The sequence below is a fragment of the Pseudomonas sp. GW821-FHT09E04 genome (assembly GCF_059416185.1).
The window spans coordinates 40,384-63,041 of sequence record NZ_JBWKOR010000007.1; the positions used below are offsets into that span (position 1 = coordinate 40,384).

The 22,658-nt window shown below is 60.5% G+C and carries 22 protein-coding genes and 4 tRNA genes; 13 read left to right on the plus strand and 13 right to left on the minus strand.

What is annotated here, in order from left to right:
• Positions 1-101 precede the first annotated feature (101 nt).
• Positions 102-458 (minus strand): BON domain-containing protein, encoded by a 357-nt coding sequence (locus AC07N4_RS24120; protein WP_096820895.1) that lies wholly within the window; start codon positions 456-458, stop codon positions 102-104.
• A 299-nt stretch (positions 459-757) separates the two neighbouring features.
• Positions 758-1,198, minus strand: a complete 441-nt coding sequence (locus tag AC07N4_RS24125; RefSeq protein WP_096820894.1) for a pilin — start codon at positions 1,196-1,198, stop codon at positions 758-760.
• A 226-nt stretch (positions 1,199-1,424) separates the two neighbouring features.
• Between AC07N4_RS24125 and pilB the strand changes: the two genes are divergently transcribed.
• The 5 genes from pilB to yacG are packed head-to-tail and all read left to right on the plus strand — an operon-like array spanning position 1,425 to position 6,036.
• Complete coding sequence (gene pilB / locus AC07N4_RS24130) at positions 1,425-3,125, plus strand: type IV-A pilus assembly ATPase PilB (RefSeq protein ID WP_096820893.1); 1,701 nt, start codon at positions 1,425-1,427, stop codon at positions 3,123-3,125.
• 2 nt (positions 3,126-3,127) lie between these two features.
• Positions 3,128-4,345: a type II secretion system F family protein gene (locus tag AC07N4_RS24135; RefSeq protein ID WP_102621088.1), complete on the plus strand. Its 1,218-nt coding sequence runs from the start codon at positions 3,128-3,130 to the stop codon at positions 4,343-4,345.
• A 1-nt stretch (position 4,346) separates the two neighbouring features.
• Positions 4,347-5,219, plus strand: a complete 873-nt coding sequence (locus AC07N4_RS24140; RefSeq protein WP_493066714.1) for a prepilin peptidase — start codon at positions 4,347-4,349, stop codon at positions 5,217-5,219.
• Positions 5,216-5,839, plus strand: a complete 624-nt coding sequence (coaE, locus tag AC07N4_RS24145) for a dephospho-CoA kinase (RefSeq protein ID WP_102621090.1) — start codon at positions 5,216-5,218, stop codon at positions 5,837-5,839. Before AC07N4_RS24140 ends, coaE begins: the two co-directional genes overlap by 4 nt.
• Positions 5,836-6,036 carry a DNA gyrase inhibitor YacG gene (gene yacG, locus AC07N4_RS24150; protein ID WP_096820889.1) on the plus strand — a complete coding sequence of 67 codons (201 nt, stop codon included), beginning with the start codon at positions 5,836-5,838 and terminating at the stop codon, positions 6,034-6,036. Before coaE ends, yacG begins: the two co-directional genes overlap by 4 nt.
• An 8-nt stretch (positions 6,037-6,044) precedes the next feature.
• On the opposite strand, the gene AC07N4_RS24155 is transcribed toward yacG, so the two are convergent.
• Both AC07N4_RS24155 and AC07N4_RS24160 read right to left on the minus strand, forming a co-directional pair.
• Positions 6,045-6,260, minus strand: a complete 216-nt coding sequence (locus tag AC07N4_RS24155) for a hypothetical protein (RefSeq protein ID WP_096820888.1) — start codon at positions 6,258-6,260, stop codon at positions 6,045-6,047.
• Between the two features lie 65 nt (positions 6,261-6,325).
• Positions 6,326-7,015 (minus strand): energy-coupling factor ABC transporter permease, encoded by a 690-nt coding sequence (locus AC07N4_RS24160; protein ID WP_096820887.1) that lies wholly within the window; start codon positions 7,013-7,015, stop codon positions 6,326-6,328.
• Positions 7,016-7,148: 133 nt separating this feature from the next.
• On the opposite strand from AC07N4_RS24160, the gene AC07N4_RS24165 reads away from it, so the two are divergent.
• The 4 genes from AC07N4_RS24165 (at position 7,149) to AC07N4_RS24180 (ending at position 10,076) form a co-directional block, all read left to right on the plus strand.
• Positions 7,149-7,775 (plus strand): DUF1780 domain-containing protein, encoded by a 627-nt coding sequence (locus AC07N4_RS24165; protein ID WP_003228301.1) that lies wholly within the window; start codon positions 7,149-7,151, stop codon positions 7,773-7,775.
• A 144-nt stretch (positions 7,776-7,919) separates the two neighbouring features.
• Positions 7,920-8,093 (plus strand): DUF3094 domain-containing protein, encoded by a 174-nt coding sequence (locus tag AC07N4_RS24170; RefSeq protein ID WP_493066713.1) that lies wholly within the window; start codon positions 7,920-7,922, stop codon positions 8,091-8,093.
• A 63-nt stretch (positions 8,094-8,156) separates the two neighbouring features.
• Positions 8,157-9,455: an NAD(P)/FAD-dependent oxidoreductase gene (locus tag AC07N4_RS24175; RefSeq protein WP_096820885.1), complete on the plus strand. Its 1,299-nt coding sequence runs from the start codon at positions 8,157-8,159 to the stop codon at positions 9,453-9,455.
• Positions 9,456-9,668: 213 nt separating this feature from the next.
• On the plus strand, positions 9,669-10,076 hold the full coding sequence (locus tag AC07N4_RS24180; protein WP_096820884.1) for an HvfA family oxazolone/thioamide-modified RiPP metallophore: 408 nt from the start codon (positions 9,669-9,671) through the stop codon (positions 10,074-10,076).
• A 74-nt stretch (positions 10,077-10,150) separates the two neighbouring features.
• Here the strand turns inward: AC07N4_RS24180 and AC07N4_RS24185 are convergent, their stop codons facing one another.
• The 8 genes from AC07N4_RS24185 to rluD all read right to left on the minus strand — a co-directional run bounded on the left by AC07N4_RS24185 (position 10,151) and on the right by rluD (position 17,027).
• Positions 10,151-11,776: a methyl-accepting chemotaxis protein gene (locus tag AC07N4_RS24185; RefSeq protein ID WP_102621092.1), complete on the minus strand. Its 1,626-nt coding sequence runs from the start codon at positions 11,774-11,776 to the stop codon at positions 10,151-10,153.
• A gap of 159 nt (positions 11,777-11,935) precedes the next feature.
• Positions 11,936-12,012: transfer RNA gene (locus AC07N4_RS24190), tRNA-Pro, on the minus strand.
• Between the two features lie 97 nt (positions 12,013-12,109).
• A tRNA-Lys gene (locus AC07N4_RS24195) sits at positions 12,110-12,185 on the minus strand.
• Between the two features lie 5 nt (positions 12,186-12,190).
• Positions 12,191-12,267: transfer RNA gene (locus AC07N4_RS24200), tRNA-Pro, on the minus strand.
• Positions 12,268-12,276: 9 nt separating this feature from the next.
• Positions 12,277-12,352: transfer RNA gene (locus tag AC07N4_RS24205), tRNA-Asn, on the minus strand.
• Positions 12,353-12,650: 298 nt separating this feature from the next.
• Positions 12,651-15,215 carry an ATP-dependent chaperone ClpB gene (clpB, locus tag AC07N4_RS24210; RefSeq protein ID WP_493066485.1) on the minus strand — a complete coding sequence of 855 codons (2,565 nt, stop codon included), beginning with the start codon at positions 15,213-15,215 and terminating at the stop codon, positions 12,651-12,653.
• A gap of 130 nt (positions 15,216-15,345) precedes the next feature.
• Entirely contained in the window at positions 15,346-16,068 is a 723-nt protein-coding gene (gene pgeF, locus AC07N4_RS24215; protein WP_493066484.1) for a peptidoglycan editing factor PgeF, read from the minus strand.
• Positions 16,065-17,027 carry a 23S rRNA pseudouridine(1911/1915/1917) synthase RluD gene (gene rluD / locus AC07N4_RS24220; RefSeq protein WP_096820880.1) on the minus strand — a complete coding sequence of 321 codons (963 nt, stop codon included), beginning with the start codon at positions 17,025-17,027 and terminating at the stop codon, positions 16,065-16,067. Before rluD ends, pgeF begins: the two co-directional genes overlap by 4 nt.
• A 152-nt stretch (positions 17,028-17,179) precedes the next feature.
• Between rluD and AC07N4_RS24225 the strand changes: the two genes are divergently transcribed.
• The 4 genes from AC07N4_RS24225 to AC07N4_RS24240 all read left to right on the plus strand — a co-directional run bounded on the left by AC07N4_RS24225 (position 17,180) and on the right by AC07N4_RS24240 (position 21,478).
• Positions 17,180-18,196: an outer membrane protein assembly factor BamD gene (locus AC07N4_RS24225; protein WP_096820879.1), complete on the plus strand. Its 1,017-nt coding sequence runs from the start codon at positions 17,180-17,182 to the stop codon at positions 18,194-18,196.
• Positions 18,197-18,322: 126 nt separating this feature from the next.
• On the plus strand, positions 18,323-18,556 hold the full coding sequence (locus AC07N4_RS24230; RefSeq protein WP_096820878.1) for a PP0621 family protein: 234 nt from the start codon (positions 18,323-18,325) through the stop codon (positions 18,554-18,556).
• Positions 18,546-20,135: a sensor histidine kinase gene (locus AC07N4_RS24235; protein WP_102621093.1), complete on the plus strand. Its 1,590-nt coding sequence runs from the start codon at positions 18,546-18,548 to the stop codon at positions 20,133-20,135. The genes AC07N4_RS24230 and AC07N4_RS24235 overlap by 11 nt, the downstream gene beginning before the upstream one ends.
• Complete coding sequence (locus AC07N4_RS24240; RefSeq protein ID WP_273539497.1) at positions 20,132-21,478, plus strand: sigma-54-dependent transcriptional regulator; 1,347 nt, start codon at positions 20,132-20,134, stop codon at positions 21,476-21,478. The genes AC07N4_RS24235 and AC07N4_RS24240 overlap by 4 nt, the downstream gene beginning before the upstream one ends.
• 46 nt (positions 21,479-21,524) lie before the next feature.
• Here AC07N4_RS24240 and thiO read toward each other — a convergent pair whose 3' ends face one another.
• A complete protein-coding gene (gene thiO, locus AC07N4_RS24245; protein WP_493066483.1) occupies positions 21,525-22,625 on the minus strand; it encodes a glycine oxidase ThiO in 1,101 nt (366 codons plus the stop codon).
• Positions 22,626-22,658: the final 33 nt, after the last annotated feature.

A 22,658-nucleotide genomic window follows, 5' to 3' on the forward strand; every position in this document is an offset into this window, starting at 1 on the left:
GGCCACTCCCTGTGGCCGTTCGCATGAACTCTAAAGTGCGGCAGACGTATGACTCGGCCCGCCTGTCGCGTCTTCTCCCGGTCCAGGCGAGAAGTCTTGCCTTACTCGGCTTTCAGGCCGTCAGCGGAGACCGCTTTCACGCCTTTGATTTTCTTGGCGATGGCCACGGCGGTGGTTTTCTGAGCTTCGGTGATGGCAACGGTCGAAGACAGGGAAACGACGCCTTTGTTGGTTTCTACTTTGATATCAGTGCCTGGAATGCCTTTTTCGGTGACCAGGTCGCTTTTGACTTTAGTGGTGATCCAGGTGTCGGAAGTGGCCTCTTTCGCCTTGGTCATTTCACCGGCGGCCAGGGTCATTGGCGCCTGGGTTGCCTGAGTGGATTGTGCGAATGCGCCGGTTGCCATGGTCAGGGTCAGCGCGGTAGCAGCAGCGGCAGTGATAGCGAACTTCTTCATACGAGTAACTCCTGTTTTTCTGGAAAGTCTGCTGCGTGTCTTGTCAGCAGGGTTACTGGAGATATTGCGAACGCTGTGCCAAGTTTTCAAAAGACAATAATTCTTTATAAATCAATAAGTTATAAATCATGAACATTTTCGGAATCATGCAAATTGCATGACGTTCGAATTATCTGCATGCAAGTTGCGGCTTTTGGAAAAGTTCCTAACACGCTGAAATGATTGAAGCTTTTTGTGAAGTGCTGCGCAAAAGAAAATGCCCCGCGAAGCGGGGCATTTCATGACACCTGGCCAGCCGATCAGGCACCGCTGCCCGGGCAACCTTTAGGCGCGTAGTCCGGGTTGACCGTGGAGGCGCAACTCCAGACACCGGCGGTGTTGCCGGTAGCAGCACCCGTGCGGGAGAGCGTGATGGTCTTGCCCAGCACCGGGCCTGGTGCGTTCACCAGCGTGCAGGTGATCGTGCCGGCCCCTGTCGAAGCCGTGCCCGACGCCGCCAACGTGCAGTTGGAGGTGGTGGCTGCCGCGTTACCGGCCACCAGCAACAGGGTCGGGTCGGTACCTTGATTAATGGTGTCCTCGAACGGCACTTTGAGTGCGCTGATTTCCGCCAGCCCTGCCGTCACCTTCGACCGGGCCTGGTACTTGGTGTATTGCGGCAACGCGATGGTGGCCAGAATGCCGATGATCGCCACGACGATCAGCAGCTCGATCAGAGTGAAACCTTGTTGTTTCTTCATAGACACGCTCCATGCATGAGTCGGAATCTCATGATCTGAACAGGACTCAGCACAGCCCGTGCCAAGGCGCCCGCACCCGCGCAGGCTGGGCGCGATCACGCTATCGCGGCGTTTCCTACAACCTGTAACCGCACTATCTGACACTTTTTGTCACCTGCACCGAGGCGGTTTGGCGCTGTCACTTGACTAGGCTATAAGTCATGAACTGTCTGCATCCGGGATTCCCATGAATGACATCGCTCTGAGCGGTCTGGCCAAGCAATTGGTACAGGCCGAACTGCTCACGGAAAAAAGCGCCCAGCAAGCCTGGCAGCAGGCCCAGCGCAATCGCCTGTCGCTGGTCAGCTATCTGGTACAGAACAAACTGGTGAAGAGTTCGCAGGTTGCCGAGATCGCCTCGGAGCATTTCGGCATGGCGTTCCTCGACCTCAACTGCCTGGACAAGGAAACCCAGCCCAAGGGCCTGGTCAGCGAAAAACTGGTGCGCCAGCACCACGCGCTGCCCCTGTGGCGGCGCGGCAACAAGCTGTTCGTGGGGATCTCCGACCCGAGCAATCATCAGGCAATCAACGATATTCAGTTCAGCACCGGGCTGACCACCGAAGCGATTCTGGTGGAAGACGACAAGCTCACCGACGCCATCGAGAAGTTCTTCGACACCCACGCCTCCGGCCTGGAAGACATGGCCGATGTCGACCTCGACGGGCTGGACGTCGAGTCCATCGATGACAGCAAGCAGGACGCCATCGGTGGGCTGGACGCCGACGATGCGCCGGTGGTGAGGTTCGTCCACAAGATGCTGCTGGATGCGATCAAAAGCGGCTCCTCCGACCTGCACTTCGAACCCTACGAGAAAAACTACCGGGTTCGGGTCCGTACCGACGGCATCCTGCGCGAAGTGGCCAAGCCGCCGATTCAACTGGCCGGGCGCATTGCCGCACGCCTGAAGGTCATGGCCAGCCTCGACATCTCGGAACGCCGCAAACCTCAGGACGGGCGACTGAAGATGCGCCTGTCGAAGAGCAAGTCGATCGATTTCCGGGTCAACACCTTGCCGACCCTGTGGGGCGAGAAAGTGGTGATCCGGATCCTCGACCCGTCCAGCGCGCAGATCGGCATCGATGCCCTAGGCTACGAGCCGGAGCAGAAAGACCTGTACCTCGCTGCCCTGAAGCAACCACAAGGCATGATCCTGGTCACCGGTCCCACCGGTTCCGGCAAGACCGTGTCGCTGTACACCGGGCTCAACATTCTCAATACCGTCGACATCAACATCTCCACTGCCGAAGACCCGGTGGAGATCAACATGGAAGGCATCAATCAGGTCAACGTCAATCCTAAGCAGGGGCTGGACTTCGCCCAGGCCCTGCGCTCGTTCCTGCGCCAGGACCCGGACGTGATCATGGTCGGTGAGATCCGCGATCTCGAGACTGCGGAAATCGCCATCAAGGCAGCGCAGACCGGTCACCTTGTGCTCTCCACGCTGCACACCAACAGCGCCGCCGAGACACTCACCCGCTTGCACAACATGGGCATTCCCGGCTTCAACATCGCCACGTCGGTCAGCCTGATCATCGCCCAGCGTCTGGCGCGAAAACTCTGCAGCCACTGCAAGAAGCCCATCGAGATTCCCCGCGAAACCTTGCTCAAGGAAGGCTTCCCCGAGGAACGCATCGGCAGTTTCACGATCTATGAGCCCGCCGGTTGCGATCAATGCAACGGCGGCTACAAGGGACGCACCGGGATTTATGAAGTGGTGAAAAACACCCCCGAGCTGCAACGGCTGATCATGGCCGAGGGCAACTCATTGGAAATCGACAGCCAGATGCGCCTGGACGGCTTCAACGACCTGCGCACCTCGGGACTGATCAAGGCGATGCAAGGCATCACCAGCCTTGAAGAAATCAACCGGGTCACCAAGGACTGAACATGGCCGTCAAGGCAGCGAAAATCAGCGTCTATGCCTGGGAAGGCACGGACAAGAAAGGCAGCAGGATCACCGGCGAGTTGAGCGGGCAAAACCCCGCACTGATCAAGGCACAGTTGCGCAAGCAGGGCATCAACCCCGGCAAGGTGCGCAAGAAATCCGCGTCGTTGCTGAATTTCGGCAAACGCATCAAGCCGCTGGACATCGCCCTCTTCACCCGGCAGATGGCAACCATGATGAAAGCCGGCGTGCCGTTGCTGCAGTCGTTCGACATCATCGGCGAAGGCTTTGAAAACCCGGCGATGCGCAAACTGGTGGACGAGGTGAAACAGGAAGTCGCCGCCGGCAACAGCTTCGCCGCAGCCCTGCGCAAGAAACCGCAATACTTCGACGAGTTGTACTGCAACCTGGTCGATGCCGGCGAGCAATCCGGCGCCCTCGATACCCTTTTGGAACGCGTAGCGACCTACAAGGAAAAGAGCGAAAGCCTCAAGGCCAAGATCAAGAAAGCCATGACCTACCCCACCGCCGTGATCCTGGTGGCGGCGGTCGTCACCGGGATTCTGCTGGTGAAAGTGGTGCCGCAGTTCCAGTCGGTGTTTTCCGGGTTCGGTGCCGAACTGCCGGCGTTCACCCTGATGGTGATTGGCCTCTCGGAGTTCATGCAGCAATGGTGGTGGGCGATTCTCGGCGTGCTGGTCGCAGCGTTTTTCGGCACCCGCCATGCCCTGAAGAAATCCCAGGCCCTGCGGGATCGGCGTGATGCCTGGCTGCTGAAACTGCCGCTGGTGGGCACCATGATGTACAAGTCCGCCGTGGCCCGTTTCGCCCGAACCCTGTCGACCACGTTTGCCGCCGGCGTGCCGCTGGTCGAAGCGCTGGACTCGGTTGCCGGGGCCACCGGCAACGTGGTGTTCAAACGTGCGGTGTTGCGCATTCGCCAGGACGTGGCCACCGGCATGCAACTGAACTTTTCGATGCGCACCACCGGAATCTTTCCGAACATGGCCGTGCAGATGACCGCCATCGGCGAAGAATCCGGCGCCCTGGACGATATGCTCGACAAGGTTGCCGGGTTCTACGAAGAAGAAGTGGATAACATGGTCGACAACCTCACCAGCCTGATGGAGCCTTTCGTCATGGTGGTACTCGGGGTGATCGTCGGCGGGCTGGTCGTGGCCATGTACCTGCCGATCTTCCAACTCGGCTCAGCGATCTGACATGCCCATCGACGAACTCTTCGCCCTCTATCCGCTGGCCTTTGTCTTCACCGCTCTGGTGCTCGGGCTGGTGGTCGGCAGCTTCCTCAATGTCGTGATCTGGCGCCTGCCGAAAATGCTCGAACGCGAATGGCGCCAGCAGGCCCACGACGTGCTCGGGCTGCCCGTCGAAACGGCGCTGCCGGTCTACAACCTGATGCTGCCGCACTCGCAGTGCCCGCATTGCGCCCACCGCATTCGTGCGTGGGAAAACATTCCGCTGCTCAGCTACCTGTTTTTGCGCGGCCGCTGCTCGTCATGCGCGGCGCCGATCAGCAAGCGTTATCCGTTGACCGAACTGGCCTGCGGCGTGCTGTCGGCGTTCATCGCCTGGCATATGGGTTTTGGCTGGCCGGCCTGTCTGATGATCGTCCTGACCTGGGGCTTGCTGGCGATGAGTCTGATCGACACCGAGCATCAGCTGTTGCCCGATGTACTGGTGCTGCCGCTGCTGTGGCTGGGATTGATCGTCAACAGCTTCGGCCTGTTCGTCTCGCTGCACGACGCGTTGTGGGGGGCAGTGGCCGGTTATATGGCGCTGTGGTCGGTGTTCTGGCTGTTCAAGCTGCTCACCGGCAAGGACGGCATCGGTCACGGTGATTTCAAGTTGCTGGCGTTGCTCGGGGCCTGGGGTGGCTGGCAGATTCTGCCGCTGACCATCCTGCTGTCCTCGCTGGTGGGCGCCGTGCTCGGGGTGATTATGCTCAAGCTGCGCGACCAGAAAACCTCGACGCCAATCCCCTTCGGGCCGTATCTGGCAATTGCCGGCTGGATTGCCTTGCTCTGGGGTGGTCAAATAACCGACTTCTATTGGCAGTTTGTCGGTTTGAAATGAATACCCCTGTGGAAAAACCCTGGATTCTCGGCCTGACCGGCGGCATCGGCAGCGGCAAAAGCGCAGCCGCCCAGCACTTCATCGACCTCGGCATCCATGTGGTGGACGCCGATCATGCGGCGCGCTGGGTGGTCGAGCCGGGTCGACCGGCTCTGGCGAAAATTGCCGAGCACTTCGGCCCCGATGTCCTGCAGGCCGATGGCACGCTGGATCGCGCGGCGTTGCGCAAGCTGATCTTCGAAGTACCGGAGCAACGCCGCTGGCTCGAAGCGCTGCTGCATCCGTTGATCGCCGAGGAAATCGCCCATCACCTGGCGCTGGCAAAATCGCCTTACGCGATTCTGGTTTCGCCGCTGTTGATCGAGTCCGGACAGTACGCGATGACCCAGCGGATCCTGGTGATCGATGCTCCGCAGCAACTGCAGATCGAACGCACCTTGCAGCGTGACCAGACCAGCGAACAGCAGGTCCAGGCCATCCTCAAGGCTCAATCCAGCCGCGAAGACCGCGTCAGCCGCGCCGACGATGTGGTGGTCAACGACCGCGACCTCGCCTGGCTGCACAGCGAGGTCGAGCGCCTGCATCACTTTTACCTGACTTTATCTGGAGGCCAGTCATGAGCCCGATCCCGACCGTTGAATGCCCGACCTGCGGCGCCCCGGTGGAATTCACCCCCGAGAACAAATTCCGGCCGTTCTGCTCGGACCGCTGCAAACTGATCGACCTGGGCGCCTGGGCGTCGGAAGAACACAAGATCCCGGTCGCCCCGGATGCCGAGGACGAACTGTTTTCCGGCGACTTCGACCCGCGCCACTGATCCTCTGATCAGGGCCGCATGAAGCCGTAGTCCTGATTGTCGTCGAGGTTTTCTGCCAGAAAGCGCAACTCGTCGGCCAGGTCTTCGGCGTTGCGCACCGCCTTGCTCTGCTGCACCACGGCACTGAGCAAGGCGCGCAGACTCAATCCAGGATCGAACCCCACCTCCTGCGCCATCTCCAGACTTTGCCGGGTTTCCTGCCTCGCCCACTCGTAAACACTCATGCCGCTGCTCCTGAAGGGATTTGGCCGAGCATGAAATGCCGCGCACGGGGTGGATTTGATGTGGATCAAGACTTGGGATCGTCATCCTTCCAGGGCGCCGAAAGATAGCGGGTGCGGTTGAAGGTCTCCAGCCATTCCGGGCTGAACACCACCAGTGCGCTAATCACCATGCCATTGATGAACGCTTCCGGAAAAATCAGCAGCCACAGGTAACCGATGAAATCTTCCAGCCATTCGGGCATGGCGAAGAGGCCGTCGTACCAGAGCAACGTCAGGCTCAGCACCAGGCATGACAGCGCCGACAAGGCCGCCGCGAAGAAGCCGGAGCAAAAGATATACACAAACGGATTACGCGGTTGCGCCCGCTCGACCAGGATCGCCACGCCCTCGGTGATCAGTACCGGCAGCAGGATCAGCAACGCGCCGTTGACTCCGACCGCCGCCAGATCCTGGCGTCCCAGCAGGACCAGCCCGATCTGCGCCACCAGCCCGCCCACAATCGCCAACGGCCAGTCGAGCAGCAACGTCACTGCGGTCATGCCAATGAAGTGATACGACACACCCGTGTCGAAATCCCTGCGCACCATCCACAACAGAAACAGCGCGAACACGGTGCCGAACAGCAAGTGCTGACGACGGCTGTCGCTGAACAATTCGACCCACGGCGAGCGGCAGATCGCCCAGAGCAGCACGGGCAGGTAGATCAGCCAGCCAAGGGTCAGACTTGTCGATGACAGCAGTTCTGCCCCGATCATGATCCCATCACCTTCATTCGCACCGCAGACTCCTTTGATTGGCGCTCCTGTGTCGAAGTCTACACCGCCACCCTGATGAAACTGCCGATGCAAAGCTTTCTGCTTGTCGCAATTGAACGCTAAGCTTGGGCCTATGGATGACTCAGATTATTTACGCCTGCTGACCATCGCGGCCGAGCAAGCCAACGCGTTCCTGTCCAATGCCCGCAAATGGGAGCGTGAGCGTTGGGTCTGCCAGCGCCTGCTGCAAGGCCTGAATATTCCGTATCGCGCCGACGAATTCGCCCCGGCCGGCGAGCCACCGGATGTGTTGTTTCGCGATGCCAACTTCGAGGTGTTTTTCGTCCTCGACGAAGGCCGCCGCCTCAACGATGAATGGCGCGATGAGCTGCAACGTCGGCGCAGTGCGTTTTCCCTGAGCCAACTGGTGCGCCGCGAGGCCAAGCCACGGCGGATTCCGGCCAATGAATTTCTGCTCAGGCTGGCGCCGACCTTGCGCAAGAAAGCGCACAACTACAAGGAACGCGGCATGGATCTGGGGGAGCTGGACATCATCGCCTTCGCCAGCCTCAAGCGCGAAGTGCTCGACCTCAACAGCCACTTTCCTCCGCCCACCGAATATTTGCGACAGGGCTGGCGCTCGCTGTCACTGGTCGGACCGACGTTCGCCCGCGTGCTGTTCGCCCACCCCGATGCACCGGATTTCCTGCGCAGCAACCTGGGTCGCAGCATCGTGTTCGATGTCGGGATCAGCCTGTAATCCCTAAGCAGGATGGCGCAAACACTGGCCGGATGTTACAAAAGCGCAATCATTCGCCCGGATGACATGCGCCGTTCAACGCTCGCAGGCAAACCGCTGTAACGTCTGCGCATTCAGCAACGTCTATCCCTGACGAGGCCTCATATGACCAGCCGCCTGAGCCCCGATGACCAGAAGCATGTCGAAGAGTACCTGCAGTTGTCCCAACACCGTGTCGAGCGCCGGCCATTCCGGCCGTGGATGCTCCTGGTGGTGGTGCTGGCAGTGACCATTGGTCTGGGCCTGTTGAGCCGATTTATCAGTTACCTGACGCTATGAGCTGCATCGCGCTCGCTCGGGTAACCGCACCGATTTCCTTTAAAAACCTTGCGAGCTATTCCCATGTCCCATCGTATTGTCATTGTCGGCGGCGGCGCCGGCGGTCTGGAGTTGGCTACCCGTCTGGGTAAGACTCTGGGTAAACGCGGCACTGCCAGCATCATGCTGGTCGACGCGAACCTCACGCACATCTGGAAACCGCTGTTGCACGAAGTGGCCGCCGGATCGCTGAACTCCTCCGAAGACGAACTCAACTATGTCGCCCAGGCCAAATGGAACCACTTCGAGTTCCAGCTGGGGCGCATGAGCGGGCTCGATCGTGAGCAGAAGAAGATTCAGCTCGCCGCCACCTACGACGAAAACGGCGTGGAACTGGTGCCGGCGCGGGAAGTGCCTTATGACTCGCTGGTGATCTCGGTCGGCAGTACCACCAACGATTTCGGTACCCAGGGCGCAGCGCAGCACTGCCTGTTCCTCGACACCCGCAAACAGGCCGAGCGTTTCCACCAGCAATTGCTCAATCACTATCTGCGTGCTCACGCCGGGCAAACCGATGTGGTCCAGCAGATCAGCGTGGCTATCGTCGGCGCCGGCGCCACGGGCGTCGAACTGGCGGCCGAGCTGCACAACGCCGCTCATGAGCTGGCGGCCTACGGTCTGGACCGGATCAAACCGGAAAACATGCACATCACCCTGATCGAAGCCGGGCCACGGGTGCTGCCAGCCCTGCCGGAACGTATCAGCGGGCCAGTGCACAAGACTCTGGAAAAACTCGGGGTCAATGTGATGACCAACGCGTCGGTCAGCCAGGTCACCGCCGACAGCCTGATCACCGCCGATGGCAACGAGATCAAGGCCAGCCTGAAAGTCTGGGCTGCCGGGATCCGCGCGCCGGGTTTCCTCAAAGACATCGATGGCCTGGAAACCAACCGCATCAACCAGCTGCAAGTGCTGCCGACCTTGCAGACCACCCGCGACGAAAACATTTTCGCCTTCGGTGACTGCGCCGCCTGCCCGCAACCGGGCTCGGATCGCAACGTTCCGCCACGGGCCCAGGCTGCGCACCAACAGGCGTCGCTGCTGGCCAAGTCGCTGAAACTGCGGATCGAAGGCAAGACCCTGCCGGAGTACAAGTACACCGACTACGGCTCACTGATTTCGCTGTCGCGTTTTTCGGCTGTGGGTAACTTGATGGGCAACCTGACTGGCAGTGTGATGCTCGAAGGCTGGCTGGCGCGGATGTTTTACGTGTCGCTGTACCGCATGCACCAGATGGCGCTGTACGGTCCGTTCCGCACCGCCATGCTGATGCTGGGCAGCAAGATCGGACGCGGCACCGAGCCACGCCTGAAGCTGCACTGATGTAAAACGCTGTGGGGGCGGGCCTGCACGCTCCCACAGGGTTTTGTCTTTTACTGTATCTGCCCCCGCTTTCCTCACCTTCGCTTACAAACGCCCCCGCTCCTCGACACAGACGCGATACACCGCCACCGCTTAATGGCCACACCCGAGCACACCTGCTCCGGCTGATCGCCCTTAACGTGTGGTTGCGCAGTGCAACCGAAGGAGAATGAAATGACCCGCACTTCGAAAATTGGCAAAACCTCCCTTGGCCTGGTCGGTGCCGTACTGGCTGGCGGCCTGATGCTGTCCGGCTCGGTGTTCGCCGCACAACCGCTGGCCCAGGGCTACATGGTTGCCTCGGCTGAAACCTCGGTGAAAACCCCGGAAGGCAAATGTGGTGAAGGCAAATGCGGCGACGCGTCGATGGCCAAGACCGACACCGATGGCGACGGCAAAGTCTCGCGCGCCGAGTTCCTGAAGGTCGCGCCGAAATCTGACTTCGACAAGATCGACACCAACCATGACGGCTTCATCGACGAGCAAGAGGCTTACAACAACGTCAAAGCCAACTTCGAAGCCAACGGCAAGAAAATGCCGAAAGGCCTGTTCGAACACCTGAAAGACCAGGACGGTGCCTGATTTTCATTCTGTCCCGACAAAACAAAGCCGCGCTTTCTCTCACGAGGAGCGCGGCTTTTTTACGTCTGCCGGGATTACAGCTGGAAGCGCCGCACCATGCCCTGCAATGCATTGGCCAGTTTCGATAGCTCATGACTGGAAGCGCTGGTTTGATCGGCGCCGGCCGCCGAACGCACCGACAAGTCACGGATGTTCACCAGGTTGCGATCCACTTCCCGCGCGACTTGCGCCTGCTCTTCGGCGGCGCTGGCGATCACCAGGTTGCGTTCGTGGATCTCATGCACCGACGCGGTGATGGTTTGCAGCGCCTCACCGGCCCGCTCGGCCAGCACCAGCGTGGTGGACGCACGCGAGGCGCTGGCCTGCATCGACTCCAGCGCCAGGCTTGAACCGTTGCGCATGCCTTGCACCATCTGCTCGATTTCCTGGGTCGATTGTTGCGTGCGATAGGCCAGCGCGCGGACCTCGTCAGCAACCACCGCGAACCCGCGTCCGCTCTCCCCGGCCCGCGCAGCTTCGATGGCGGCGTTGAGCGCCAGCAGGTTGGTCTGCTCGGCGATCGCCCGGATCACGTCCAGCACCTTGCCGATGTCTTGAGATTGATTGGCCAGTGATTGCACCAACTCGCCGGTGTGTTGCACCTCACTGGCCAGCGCGTTGATGGCGCTGGCGGTTTCACTGACCCGCTCTTGCCCCAGATGCGCCGATTCGCTGGACTGGCGCGTCGCGTCGGAGGTCGACACTGCATTGCGTGCGACTTCCTCGACCGCCGTGGTCATTTCGTTGACGGCGGTGGCGGCCTGTTCGATTTCGTTGTTCTGTTGTTGCAGGCCTTGGGTGCTGTCGAGCGTGACGACGTTGAGTTCGTCGGCCGCGGTCGCCAGTTGCGTGGCCGAACCGTTGATGCCTTGCAGGGTTTCACGCAGGTTTTGTTGCATGGTCGCCAGCGCCTTGAGCAAACGGCTGACCTCATCATTGCCATCGGTCTCGATCGGACGCGTCAGATCGCCTCTTGCGACGTTTTCCGCAGCATCCACAGCGGCGCTCAGGGGGCGAACGATGCTGCGCGTCAGCAGCATCGCCAGGGCCACGGTCGCCAATGCCGCCAGTGCGATGAACAGGCTGACGATGGTGCGTGAGGTTTCGTAGTGCGCGGCGGAGTTACGGCTTTCTGCGGCGACCTGTTTGGCGAACAGATCCGCCAAGTCGTTGAGTTGCTTGCCGGAGCCGTCGACCACGGTTTTCATGTCGACCAGCAGCAGTTTGGTCAGCTCGTCACGCTTGCCTTGCTCGGCCAGCGCGAACGATTGAGTGATGCCGGCGCGGTAGGCCGCGAAGGTTTTCTTGAACTGATCGTATAACTGCTGGCCTTCCGGGGTGGTGACCAGTCGGTCGTACGCGGCGATTTTCTCGCTCAACTCCTTGTCGCGGGTGTCCATCTGGCTGCGGTAGGTGGCGACGTTGTTCGGGTCCTGATCCAGGGCCATGCGCAGGGAGATGGTGCGGATGCGCAGCATGATTTCGCGGATCTCGTCACCACCGCGGATGCTCGGCAGCCACTGATTCTCCACGGCGACTTCGCTCTCGCGGATGCTCGACATCTGCCCCAGGGCAAACACGCCGAGCAACGCCACCAGCACAGCGATCAGGGCAAAGCCCAGGGCGGCACGGGGAGCAATATTCAACTGACGAAGCAACATGACGAACGCCCTTTTTCTTGTATTGGCCGGATTCAAGGGGCGATCGACGGCAGCCCCTTTTCGTTAGCGGGCTATCGGCAAGTTGTACGATGACTTGAATGAAACATTTCTGGAGGGCAAAAAAAATCCCCGTATCTTTCGATACGAGGATTTTTAATATGGTCGGGGTAAGGGGATTCGAACTCCTGACATCCTGCTCCCAAAGCAGGCGCGCTACCGGACTGCGCTATACCCCGGTAAAAAAAAGGCGACCTTTCAAAGATCGCCTTCTTCGATCAGCGCTTTTGGCCTCTGATCTTAAGATTCGATCCCAGCGTTAACTGGTTTCAAAAATGGTGGGTCGTGTGGGATTCGAACCTACGACCAATTGGTTAAAAGCCAACTGCTCTACCAACTGAGCTAACGACCCAAAAATGGTCGGGGTAAGGGGATTCGAACTCCTGACATCCTGCTCCCAAAGCAGGCGCGCTACCGGACTGCGCTATACCCCGGCTTGAAATTGGCTCCGTGACCAGGACTCGAACCTGGGACCCAATGATTAACAGTCATTTGCTCTACCGACTGAGCTATCACGGAACTACATATTTCAATTTACTACGGTGAAACTTGCAGCTTCTCGACACCGTTTTCGCATCGCTGCGTTCGTGTGTCTGAGGCGCGCTATTCTACAACCTAGAACACCTCTGTCAACCCCCTAAATTGCTTTCAAGTTAATGATTTGCAACTTATTTCAGATTTCTGCCCAGTGAGCTGAAACCGTGTTGGTGACTGACTGCGGGGCGCACTTTACAAGCCTTTTCCTTTGAGTTCAACAGCCTAACGAAAAAAAAGGCCTCGCAGTGCGAGGCCTTCCTTACTTCACCACCTTCAGGTGTCAGTTGAACGTGATCTCGTCGTTCTCCACGACACCGGTCGCGGTCTCGCCCGGCAGGAAGCGTCCCGACAGGATCAACTGCGCCAGCGGGTTCTCGATCCAGCGCTGGATCGCCCGTTTCAGCGGCCGTGCGCCATAGACCGGGTCGTAGCCGACGGCAATCAGCTTGTCCATCGCCTCCGGGCTCAGTTCCAGCTTCAGCTCGCGCTCGGCCAGACGACTGCGCAGACGACCCAGCTGGATCTCGGTAATGCCCGCGATCTGATCCCGCGCCAATGGCTCGAAGATCACCACTTCGTCGACCCGGTTGATGAACTCCGGACGGAAGTGGGTGGAAATCGCATCCATCACCGCTGCACGTTGCGCCTCACGGTCACCGACCAGTTCCTGAATCTGCATCGAACCCAGGTTGGAGGTCATGACAATCACGGTATTGCGGAAATCCACCGTACGGCCGTGGCTGTCGGTCAGACGACCATCCTCCAGCACTTGCAGCAGGATGTTGAACACGTCCGGGTGGGCCTTCTCGACTTCGTCCAGCAGGATCACCGAGTAAGGCTTGCGCCGTACCGCTTCGGTCAGGTAACCGCCCTCTTCATAACCCACGTAGCCTGGTGGCGCACCGATCAGCCGCGCCACGGAATGTTTCTCCATGAACTCGGACATGTCGATCCGCACCATCGCCTCTTCAGTATCAAAGAGGAATTCGGCCAGCGCCTTGCACAGCTCGGTTTTACCGACACCGGTCGGGCCGAGGAACATGAACGAGCCGCTCGGACGATTCGGGTCGGACAACCCGGCACGGGAGCGCCGCACCGCATTGGCCACTGCGACCACTGCTTCGTCCTGGCCGATCACACGCTGGTGCAACAGGCTTTCCATCTTCATCAGCTTGTCGCGCTCGCCTTCGAGCATTTTCGACACGGGGATACCGGTCCACTTCGAGACGACTTCGGCGATTTCCTCTTCGGTCACCTTGCTGCGCAGCAACTGGTTCTCGCTCTTGCCGTGCTGGTCGACCATTTGCAGGCTGCGCTCCAGATCCGGGATCACCCCGTACTGCAACTCGGCCATGCGGTTCAGGTCGCCTTTGCGGCGCGCGGCTTCCAGCTCCTGACGGGACTGTTCGATCTTCTGCTGAATCTGTGCAGAACCCTGCACCTCAGCTTTTTCCGAGTTCCAGATTTCTTCCAGGTCCGAATACTCACGCTCGTGGCGGACGATTTCTTCCTGGAGTTTTTCCAGGCGCTTCATCGCTGCCTCGTCACTTTCTTTCTTCAGTGCCTGGGATTCCACCTTCAACTGAATCAGGCGACGCTCCAGACGATCCAGCACTTCCGGCTTGGAGTCGATCTCCATACGGATGCGGCTGGCCGCTTCGTCGATCAGGTCGATCGCCTTGTCCGGCAACTGCCGGTCAGTGATGTAACGATGGCTGAGCTTGGCCGCCGCGATGATCGCACCGTCGGTGATCGCGACCCTGTGGTGGACCTCGTAACGCTCCTTGAGGCCACGCAGGATCGCGATGGTGTCTTCTTCACTCGGCTCGTCCACCAGCACTTTCTGGAAGCGCCGCTCGAGGGCTGCGTCCTTCTCTATATATTGGCGGTACTCGTTGAGCGTGGTCGCGCCGACGCAATGCAGCTCGCCACGGGCCAAAGCCGGTTTGAGCATGTTGCCGGCATCCATCGAGCCTTCGCCTTTACCGGCGCCGACCATGGTGTGCAGTTCGTCGATGAACAGAATGATCTGCCCTTCCTGCTTCGACAGCTCGTTGAGCAGGGATTTCAGGCGCTCTTCGAACTCACCGCGATACTTGGCACCGGCAATCAGCGCACCCATATCGAGAGACAGCAGACGCTTGCCCTTGAGGCCATCCGGCACTTCGCCGTTGATGATGCGCTGGGCCAGACCTTCGGCAATCGCGGTTTTACCCACGCCCGGCTCGCCGATCAGCACCGGGTTGTTCTTGGTGCGACGTTGCAGAACCTGAATGGTGCGACGAATTTCGTCGTCACGGCCGATCACCGGATCGAGCTTGCCGTCTTCGGCGCGCTTGGTCAGGTCGACGGTGTACTTATCCAGCGCCTGACGCGACTCTTCGTGGTTGGCGTCATTGACTGCCTCGCCACCGCGCAGGTTGTTGATGGCGTTTTCCAGCGCCTTTTTGCTCACGCCCTGGCCGAGCAGCAACTTGCCGAGCTTGCTGTTCTCGTCCATCGCGGCGAGCAGCACCAGCTCGCTGGAAATGAACTGGTCGCCCTTCTGCTGGGCCAGACGGTCGGCCTGGTTGAGCAGACGCGCCAGATCCTGCGACATGTTCACATCGCCGGTCGGGTTCTGGATTTTCGGTAATTGATCGAGCTCTTTGGTCAGCTCTTTGCGCAGGCTGTTGACGTCGAAGCCCACCTGCATCAACAGGGGTTTGATCGAACCACCCTGCTGTTCAAGCATGGCTTGCATCAAATGCGCCGGCTCGATGGCCGGATGATCGTGGCCGACAGCCAGGGATTGGGCATCGGACAACGCCAACTGTAATTTGCTGGTTAAACGGTCTATACGCATGGGTCACCTTCCTTTTGAGCAGGCCGGACCTAAAAAACCATCCTGAATAAAGAAACCTGCCAGATACCGCTATAGATGCGGTCGATTCTGGAAGATTCAAGCGTGGGACAGTTGATGCAGATCAGACAGTTTAGCGGGTGAGCCAAACCAAGGAGGCGAAGCGACCGGTGCGTGGCGCACGGCGGTAGGAAAAGAAGCGCGGATCGGTCACGGTACAGAAACCGCCGCCATAAACAGCGGTGACACCCCGGACCGCCAGACGCAGTCGCGCCAGCTTATAGATGTCGGCCATGAACTTGCCGGCATTGTGGCTCGGGACAAAGGTTGTCGCGGCTTCGGGCAATTGATTGATGAAGACTTCCCGGACTTCCGGGCCGACTTCAAAGGCCTGCGGGCCGATGGCCGGGCCGAGCCAGACCAGAATGTCTTTCGGATCGACGGCCAGACTGTCGAGGGTGGCTTCCAGCACGCCGGCCGCCAGTCCACGCCAACCGGCATGAGCCGCTGCCACACGAGTACCGGCACGGTCGCAAAACAACGCTGGCAGGCAATCGGCGGTCATCGCTGAACAAGCAATACCGGGTGTTGCAGTCCAGCTGGCATCCGCCGTGGCCACCACGGACGGATCGGCATGTGCCACGGCAATCCCGTGCACTTGCTGCAGCCAGGCAGGCTTTATAGAGAAGTGTTCGGTCAGACGCCGACGGTTTTCGGCGACGGCCTCAGGGCGGTCATCGACATGATCGCCCAGATTGAGGCTGTCGAACGGCGCCTCGCTGACGCCGCCCTCGCGGGTGGTGACACAGGCCTTGACGCTGGCCGGCGCGGGCCAGTCCGGCGTCAGCCAGTTCATCCGACGAATGCCTCGCGATCCTGCTTGAGCAGCGTCAGCAGCCAGACGAAGTCTTCCGGCAACGGCGATTCCCAGCTCATGCGCACACCGGTGGTCGGATGATCCAGCTCCAGGAACCGTGCATGCAGCGCCTGACGCGGGAAGTGCTTGAGCGATTCGACCATGGTCGGGTTCGCCGCCGGCGGAATGCGGAAACGACCGCCGTACGCCGGGTCGCCGACCAACGGGAAGTTGATGTGTGCCATGTGCACGCGGATCTGGTGGGTACGACCGGTTTCCAGCTTCACCCGTACGTGGGTGTGCGAACGGAAACGCTCCAGCACGCGATAGTGGCTGACGGCAGGCTTGCCACCTTCCATCACCGCCATGCGCTGGCGCTGCTGGCCATGGCGACCGATCGGGGCGTTGATCTTGCCACCGGCCGTCACCACGCCGATCACGATGCACTCGTAGATCCGGCTGACGCTGCGGCTTTGCAGCTGGGCGACCAGTTTGGTCTGCGCCTGAATGGTCTTGGCCACCACCATCAGACCGGTGGTGTCCTTGTCCAGGCGATGCACGATACCGGCGCGCGGGACATTGATAATGTCCGGCACGTGGTGCAGCAAGGCGTTGAGCAAGGTGCCATCGGCGTGGCCGGCAGCCGGGTGCACCACCAGGCCCGCAGGCTTGTTGATCACCAGGATGTCGTCGTCTTCATAGACGATGTCGAGCTCGATGTCCTGAGCGACCCATTCACCCTGGGCCTCCTGCTCGGCGGTCAGCTCAAGAATGGCACCGCCATGAACGATGTCGCGCGGGCGGATGACCGCCCCGTCCACAGTCAGGCGACCTTCTTTGATCCAGGCGGAAAGGCGCGAGCGTGAGTGCTCTGCGAAGAGTTGGGCGGCGACTTGATCGAGGCGTTGGCCGCCCAATTCGGACGGCACCTCTGCGCGAAGTTCAATTTTATCGGACATGCTCGGACTGGGCGTCGGCTACAGCCTTTGGTTTCGGCTGCGCGCTTGTGGTTAAATACGGCGTCTTTTGCCCCGGGGCTTTTCAACGGGGCGCTCATCATAACAGGACGGCCCCGCCCAAGACAGCGGCCGTCATAGGGACGCAAGCCGCCATGCAAGTGAAACACCTGCTGCTGATCGCCATCCTCGCATTGACCGCTGCTTGCTCATCGAAGGAAGTCGTAGACGAAAACCTGAGTGAAGCCGAGCTGTACCAGCAGGCTCAACAGGACCTGGACAACAACAGCTATACCAGCGCCACAGCCAAGCTGAAGGCTCTGGAGTCGCGCTATCCGTTCGGTCGCTACGCGGATCAGGCGCAGCTGGAACTGATCTACGCCAACTACAAGAACTCGGAGCCGGAAGCTGCAAAGTCCGCCGCCGAGCGCTTCATTCGTCTGCACCCACAGCACCCGAACGTCGATTACGCCTATTACCTCAAGGGCCTGACCTCGTTCGACCAGGACGTCGGCCTGCTGGCGCGCTTCCTGCCGCTGGACATGACCAAGCGTGACCCGGGCGCTGCCCGCGACTCCTACAACGAGTTCGCCCAGCTGACCAGCCGCTACCCGAACAGCCGCTACGCGCCGGACGCCAAGCAGCGCATGATCTACCTGCGCAACCTGCTGGCGGCTTACGAAATCCACGTGGCCGACTACTACCTGACCCGTCAGGCCTACGTCGCTGCCGCCAACCGTGGCCGTTACGTCGTGGAAAACTTCCAGGAAACCCCATCGGTCGGTGACGGCCTGGCGGTGATGACCGAAGCCTACCAGCGTCTGCACCTGGACGAACTGGCAGCCTCGAGCCTGGAAACCCTGAAGCTCAACTACCCGAACCACCCGAGCCTGAAAGACGGTCAGTTCGTACCGTCGGTCGCGGAAGCCGACAACCGTTCGTTCCTGAGCAAGGCAACTTTGGGCCTGATCGAATCCCGTCCACCGCTGCCGCCGGGAGAAACCCGCGCCAACCAGGACGTGCAGAAGCAGTTCCAGGACGCGAAAGACGCGATCCCGAACGAGCTCAAGCCTAAAGACGAAAACGGCGACGTGATCGAAGCGCCGGAACCGGAGTCCAGCAACAGCGACCGCTCCATTTTCAGCTACATGACCTTCGGTCTGTTCGACTGATCACTTCGGTGATGCCAAAAAGGGAGATCTTCGGATCTCCCTTTTTTATTGCCGCGTTTTATTGAGCTGTGCGCCTGCCGGGTCCTTGGCTAAACTGCCGGATCATCAGCCAAAAAGCCGCCCATCATGCTTCGTTTACTGTTCTGGATCGCCCTGATCGCCGCCGCCGTCTGGTTGTGGCGCAAATTCAAGGCCCCTGCCGCGCCGACACAATCCCCTCGCGAACAGGATGCCGCGCCCATGGTGCGTTGCGCCCATTGCGGCGTGCACCTGCCGCGCGACCGTGCGCTGAGCCTTCGACAACAGTGGTATTGCAGCCAGGCTCACCTCGAGCAAGGCCCCGGTTCCAGTGATCGCTGAGGCCACCAACGCCACTCGCAAACAGGCACAGCGACTGCTGCGCCTCTATCATCTCTACCGTTTAAGCGTCGGCATCACCCTGGTGTTGCTGATTTCCAGCAACATGGACAACCGCCTGCTGACGTCGGCCGACGACGATCTGCTGCGCAATGGCAGCTGGTTGTACCTGGTGCTGAATATCCTGCTGGTGGTGTTCCTGGAGAACATCCGCCGCCCGGCCCAGTTGTTCGGGCTGGCCCTCCTCGACATCCTGCTGTTGTGCGGGCTGTTTTATGCCGCCGGTGGCGTGGCCAGCCCGATCGGCAATCTGCTGATCGTCTCGGTAGCCATCAGCAATACCCTGTTGCGACGCCGTATCGGTGTGCTGATTGCAGCCATCGGCGCACTCGGTATTGTCGGCCTCAGCTTCCTGCTGAGCTTCAGCCATCCCCTCAGCGCCAACGAATACCTGCAAGCAGGCACCCTCGGCGCCCTGTGTTTTGCCGGGGCGCTGCTGGTGCAAGGCTTGGTCCGTCGGCTCGAAGTCAGCGAGACCCTGGCCGAACAACGGGCCAGCGAAGTGGTCAGCCTCGAAGCCCTCAACGCCTTGATCCTGCAACGCATGCGCACCGGCATTCTGGTCCTCGACGAGCAACGCCGGGTACAACTGGCCAACCACAGCGCCCGGACTCTGCTGGCGCAATCGCCCCTTGAGGGCCATTTGATCGACGACTACTCGACCGCGCTGGTCGAGCGTCTGCACCTGTGGCTGAACAACCCGACACTGCGACCGCAGAGCCTGAAAATCGCCACCAACGGCCTGGAACTGCAACCGAGCTTCATCGCCCTGGAACAGAGCCCGAACCGCCAGACCCTGGTGTTTCTCGAAGACCTCGCCCAGATCGCCCAGCAAGCTCAGCAACTGAAGCTCGCCGCACTCGGGCGCCTGACCGCCGGCATCGCCCACGAGATCCGCAATCCGCTGGGCGCCATCAGTCATGCCGCGCAGCTGTTGCAGGAATCCGAGGAACTCGACGGCGCGGATCGGCGTCTGACGCAGATCATCCAGGATCACTCCCAGCGCATGAACCGAGTCATTGAAAATGTCCTGCAACTCTCCCGTCGCCAGCAGAGCGCCCCGCAGCGACTCGATCTCGAACCGTGGCTTGTGCAGTTCGTCGAGGAAAGCCGGGAACAGGCCAGCGAGCGTCAACGAATTCATCTGAACATCGAATCCGGGGATTTCCGCACCCTGATGGACCCGGGCCAACTGACGCAAATTCTCGACAATCTGTTGCGCAACGGCTGGCGGCACAGCGCCCTGCTGCACGATCCTGCCGAGGTCTGGCTGCGGCTGTTCATCGACCCCGAAAGCCAGCTGGCCGTGCTCGAAGTGCAGGACAACGGCCCCGGCGTGGCGCTGGATCAGCAGGCCCACTTGTTCGAACCCTTCTTTACCACCAGCAGCCAGGGCACCGGCCTTGGGCTTTATCTGTCCCGTGAGCTGTGCGAAAGCAACCAGGCCCGCCTAGACTTCAAACCACGCCAAGGCGGCGGCTGCTTTCGCATCACCTTTGCTCACGGACGGAAACAAAGTTGAACACGAGCCCACGGCAAAAAATCCTCATCGTCGACGACGAACCGGATATCCGCGAACTCCTGGAAATCACCCTGGGACGGATGAAACTCGACACTTTCAGCGCACGCAATCTCGGCGAAGCCCAGGCATTGCTGCACCGCGATACCTTTGACCTGTGCCTGACCGACATGCGTCTGCCCGACGGCACCGGGCTGGAGCTGGTGCAGCACATTCAACAACGCCATCCGCAATTGCCGGTGGCGATGATCACGGCCTATGGCAGCCTGGAAACAGCGATCAACGCCTTGAAGGCCGGGGCTTTCGACTTCCTGACCAAACCGGTGGACCTCACGCGGTTGCGTGAACTGGTCGCCACGGCATTGCGCATGCCCGCGACCGGTGGAGTCTGCACATCGATCGACCGGCGCCTGCTCGGCGACTCTCAGCCGATGCGCGATCTACGCAAACAGATCGACAAACTGGCCCGCAGTCAGGCGCCGGTCTACATCAGCGGCGAGTCCGGCAGCGGCAAGGAACTGGTCGCCCGCCTGATTCACGAGCAAGGCCCCCGCGCCAGCCAGCCGTTCGTGCCGGTGAACTGCGGGGCCATTCCGTCAGAGTTGATGGAGAGCGAGTTCTTCGGCCATCGCAAAGGCAGTTTCACCGGCGCGGTGGAGGACAAACCGGGTCTGTTCCAGGCAGCCCATGGCGGCACGCTGTTTCTCGATGAAGTGGCGGACTTGCCGCTGTCGATGCAGGTCAAATTGCTGCGGGCGATCCAGGAAAAAGCCGTGCGCAGCGTCGGCGGCCAGCAGGAAACCGTGGTCGATGTGCGCATTCTCTGCGCCACCCACAAGGACCTGGACGCGGAAGTTGCCGCCGAGCGCTTTCGGCAGGATCTGTATTACCGGCTAAACGTGATCGAACTGCGCGTACCGTCCCTGCGCGAACGCCGTGATGATATCGAAGCGCTGGCCTCCCATATGCTCAAGCGCCTGGCCCATGGTACCGGCCAACCCTCGACCCGCCTGCATCCGCAAGCGCTTGAAGCCTTGAAGAACTACCGCTTCCCGGGAAATGTCCGGGAGCTTGAGAACGTCCTCGAACGCGCGCACACGTTGTGCGAAAACCGCATGATCGAAGCCGACGACCTGCGCCTGAGTGAAGGCAACTGCGCGGCCGAGGGCGGCATCGCCGATCTCACGCAGATCGACAACCTGGAAGACTATCTGGAGAACGTCGAGCGCAAACTGATTCTGCAGGCGCTGGAGGAAACCCGCTGGAACCGCACGGCGGCGGCGCAGCGGCTGAATCTATCGTTTCGCTCGATGCGCTATCGATTGAAGAAACTGGGCCTGGACTGAGTCATTCAAAGATCGCAGCCCACAGGCTGCGATCTTTGATCTGGCTTCAGAGCCGGCCTTCCGGTGCATACGGCGCTGGATCGATGATCGGCGCCCGTCCCAGCATCACATCGGCAAACAGCTGACAGGATGCGGGCGCCAGCACCAGCCCGTTGCGGTAATGCCCGCAATTGAGCCACAGGCCATCAAACCCCGGCACCCGGCCAATGTAGGGAATCCCTTCCGGTGAGCCTGGACGCAACCCGGCCCAGTGCCCCACCACTTCGGCGTCTGCCAGCGCTGGCAGCAATTCCACCGCCGAGGCCTTGAGGCTTTCCAGTGCATTGTCGGTCGGCGTCTTGTCGAAACCTTCGTGCTCCAGCGTGCTGCCGATCAGAATATGCCCGTCGCGGCGCGGGATCGCGTAACGCCCCTTGGCCAGCACCATGCTCGGCAGGAAATCCGCCGCGCATTTGTAGAGAATCATCTGGCCTTTGACCGGCTCCACCGGCAGCGAAAGATTCAGGGTCTTGAGCAATTCGCCGCTCCACGCCCCCGCCGTCAGCACCACCTGATCGCCGGAGATCACGCCCTTCGACGTTTGCACACCGACAACCTGCTCGCCCTCACGGACAAACCCGCTGACCTCGCACTGCTCGTGAATCGTCACGTTCGGCAGCGCCTGCAACGCCGCTTTCAATGACTTCACCAGCCGTGGGTTACGCACGTTGGCCACGTCGGCCATGTAGATCGCCCGGGAAAATCCGCCGCCGAGTACCGACACCGCATCATGGGCCGCCGAGATATCCACAGCCCGCAGCGGTCGGTTTTCCCGCTCGGCCCAGGCCAGCGCTTCGGCTTCATCATCCAGATCCAGCCAGTACAGGCCGGTGGTGTGTACTTCGGGATCAACGCCGGTGTCGGCAAACAGCCGCTCGCCCAGCTGTGGATAAAAATCCTGCGACCAGTGCGCCAGTGCCGTGACCGCCGGGCTATAACGCCACGGATACAACGGAGAAACGATGCCGCCACCGGCCCAGGACGATTCCTGGCCGACATTCGAGCGATCCAGCAGCACCACGCTGCGCACCTCGGAGGCGAGGTTGTACGCGGTGAGCAGGCCAATCACCCCGCCACCGACAATCACCACTTGCTGTTGCCTGGTCATGTTTGATCCAACCGTAAAAAAGACAGTGGGCAC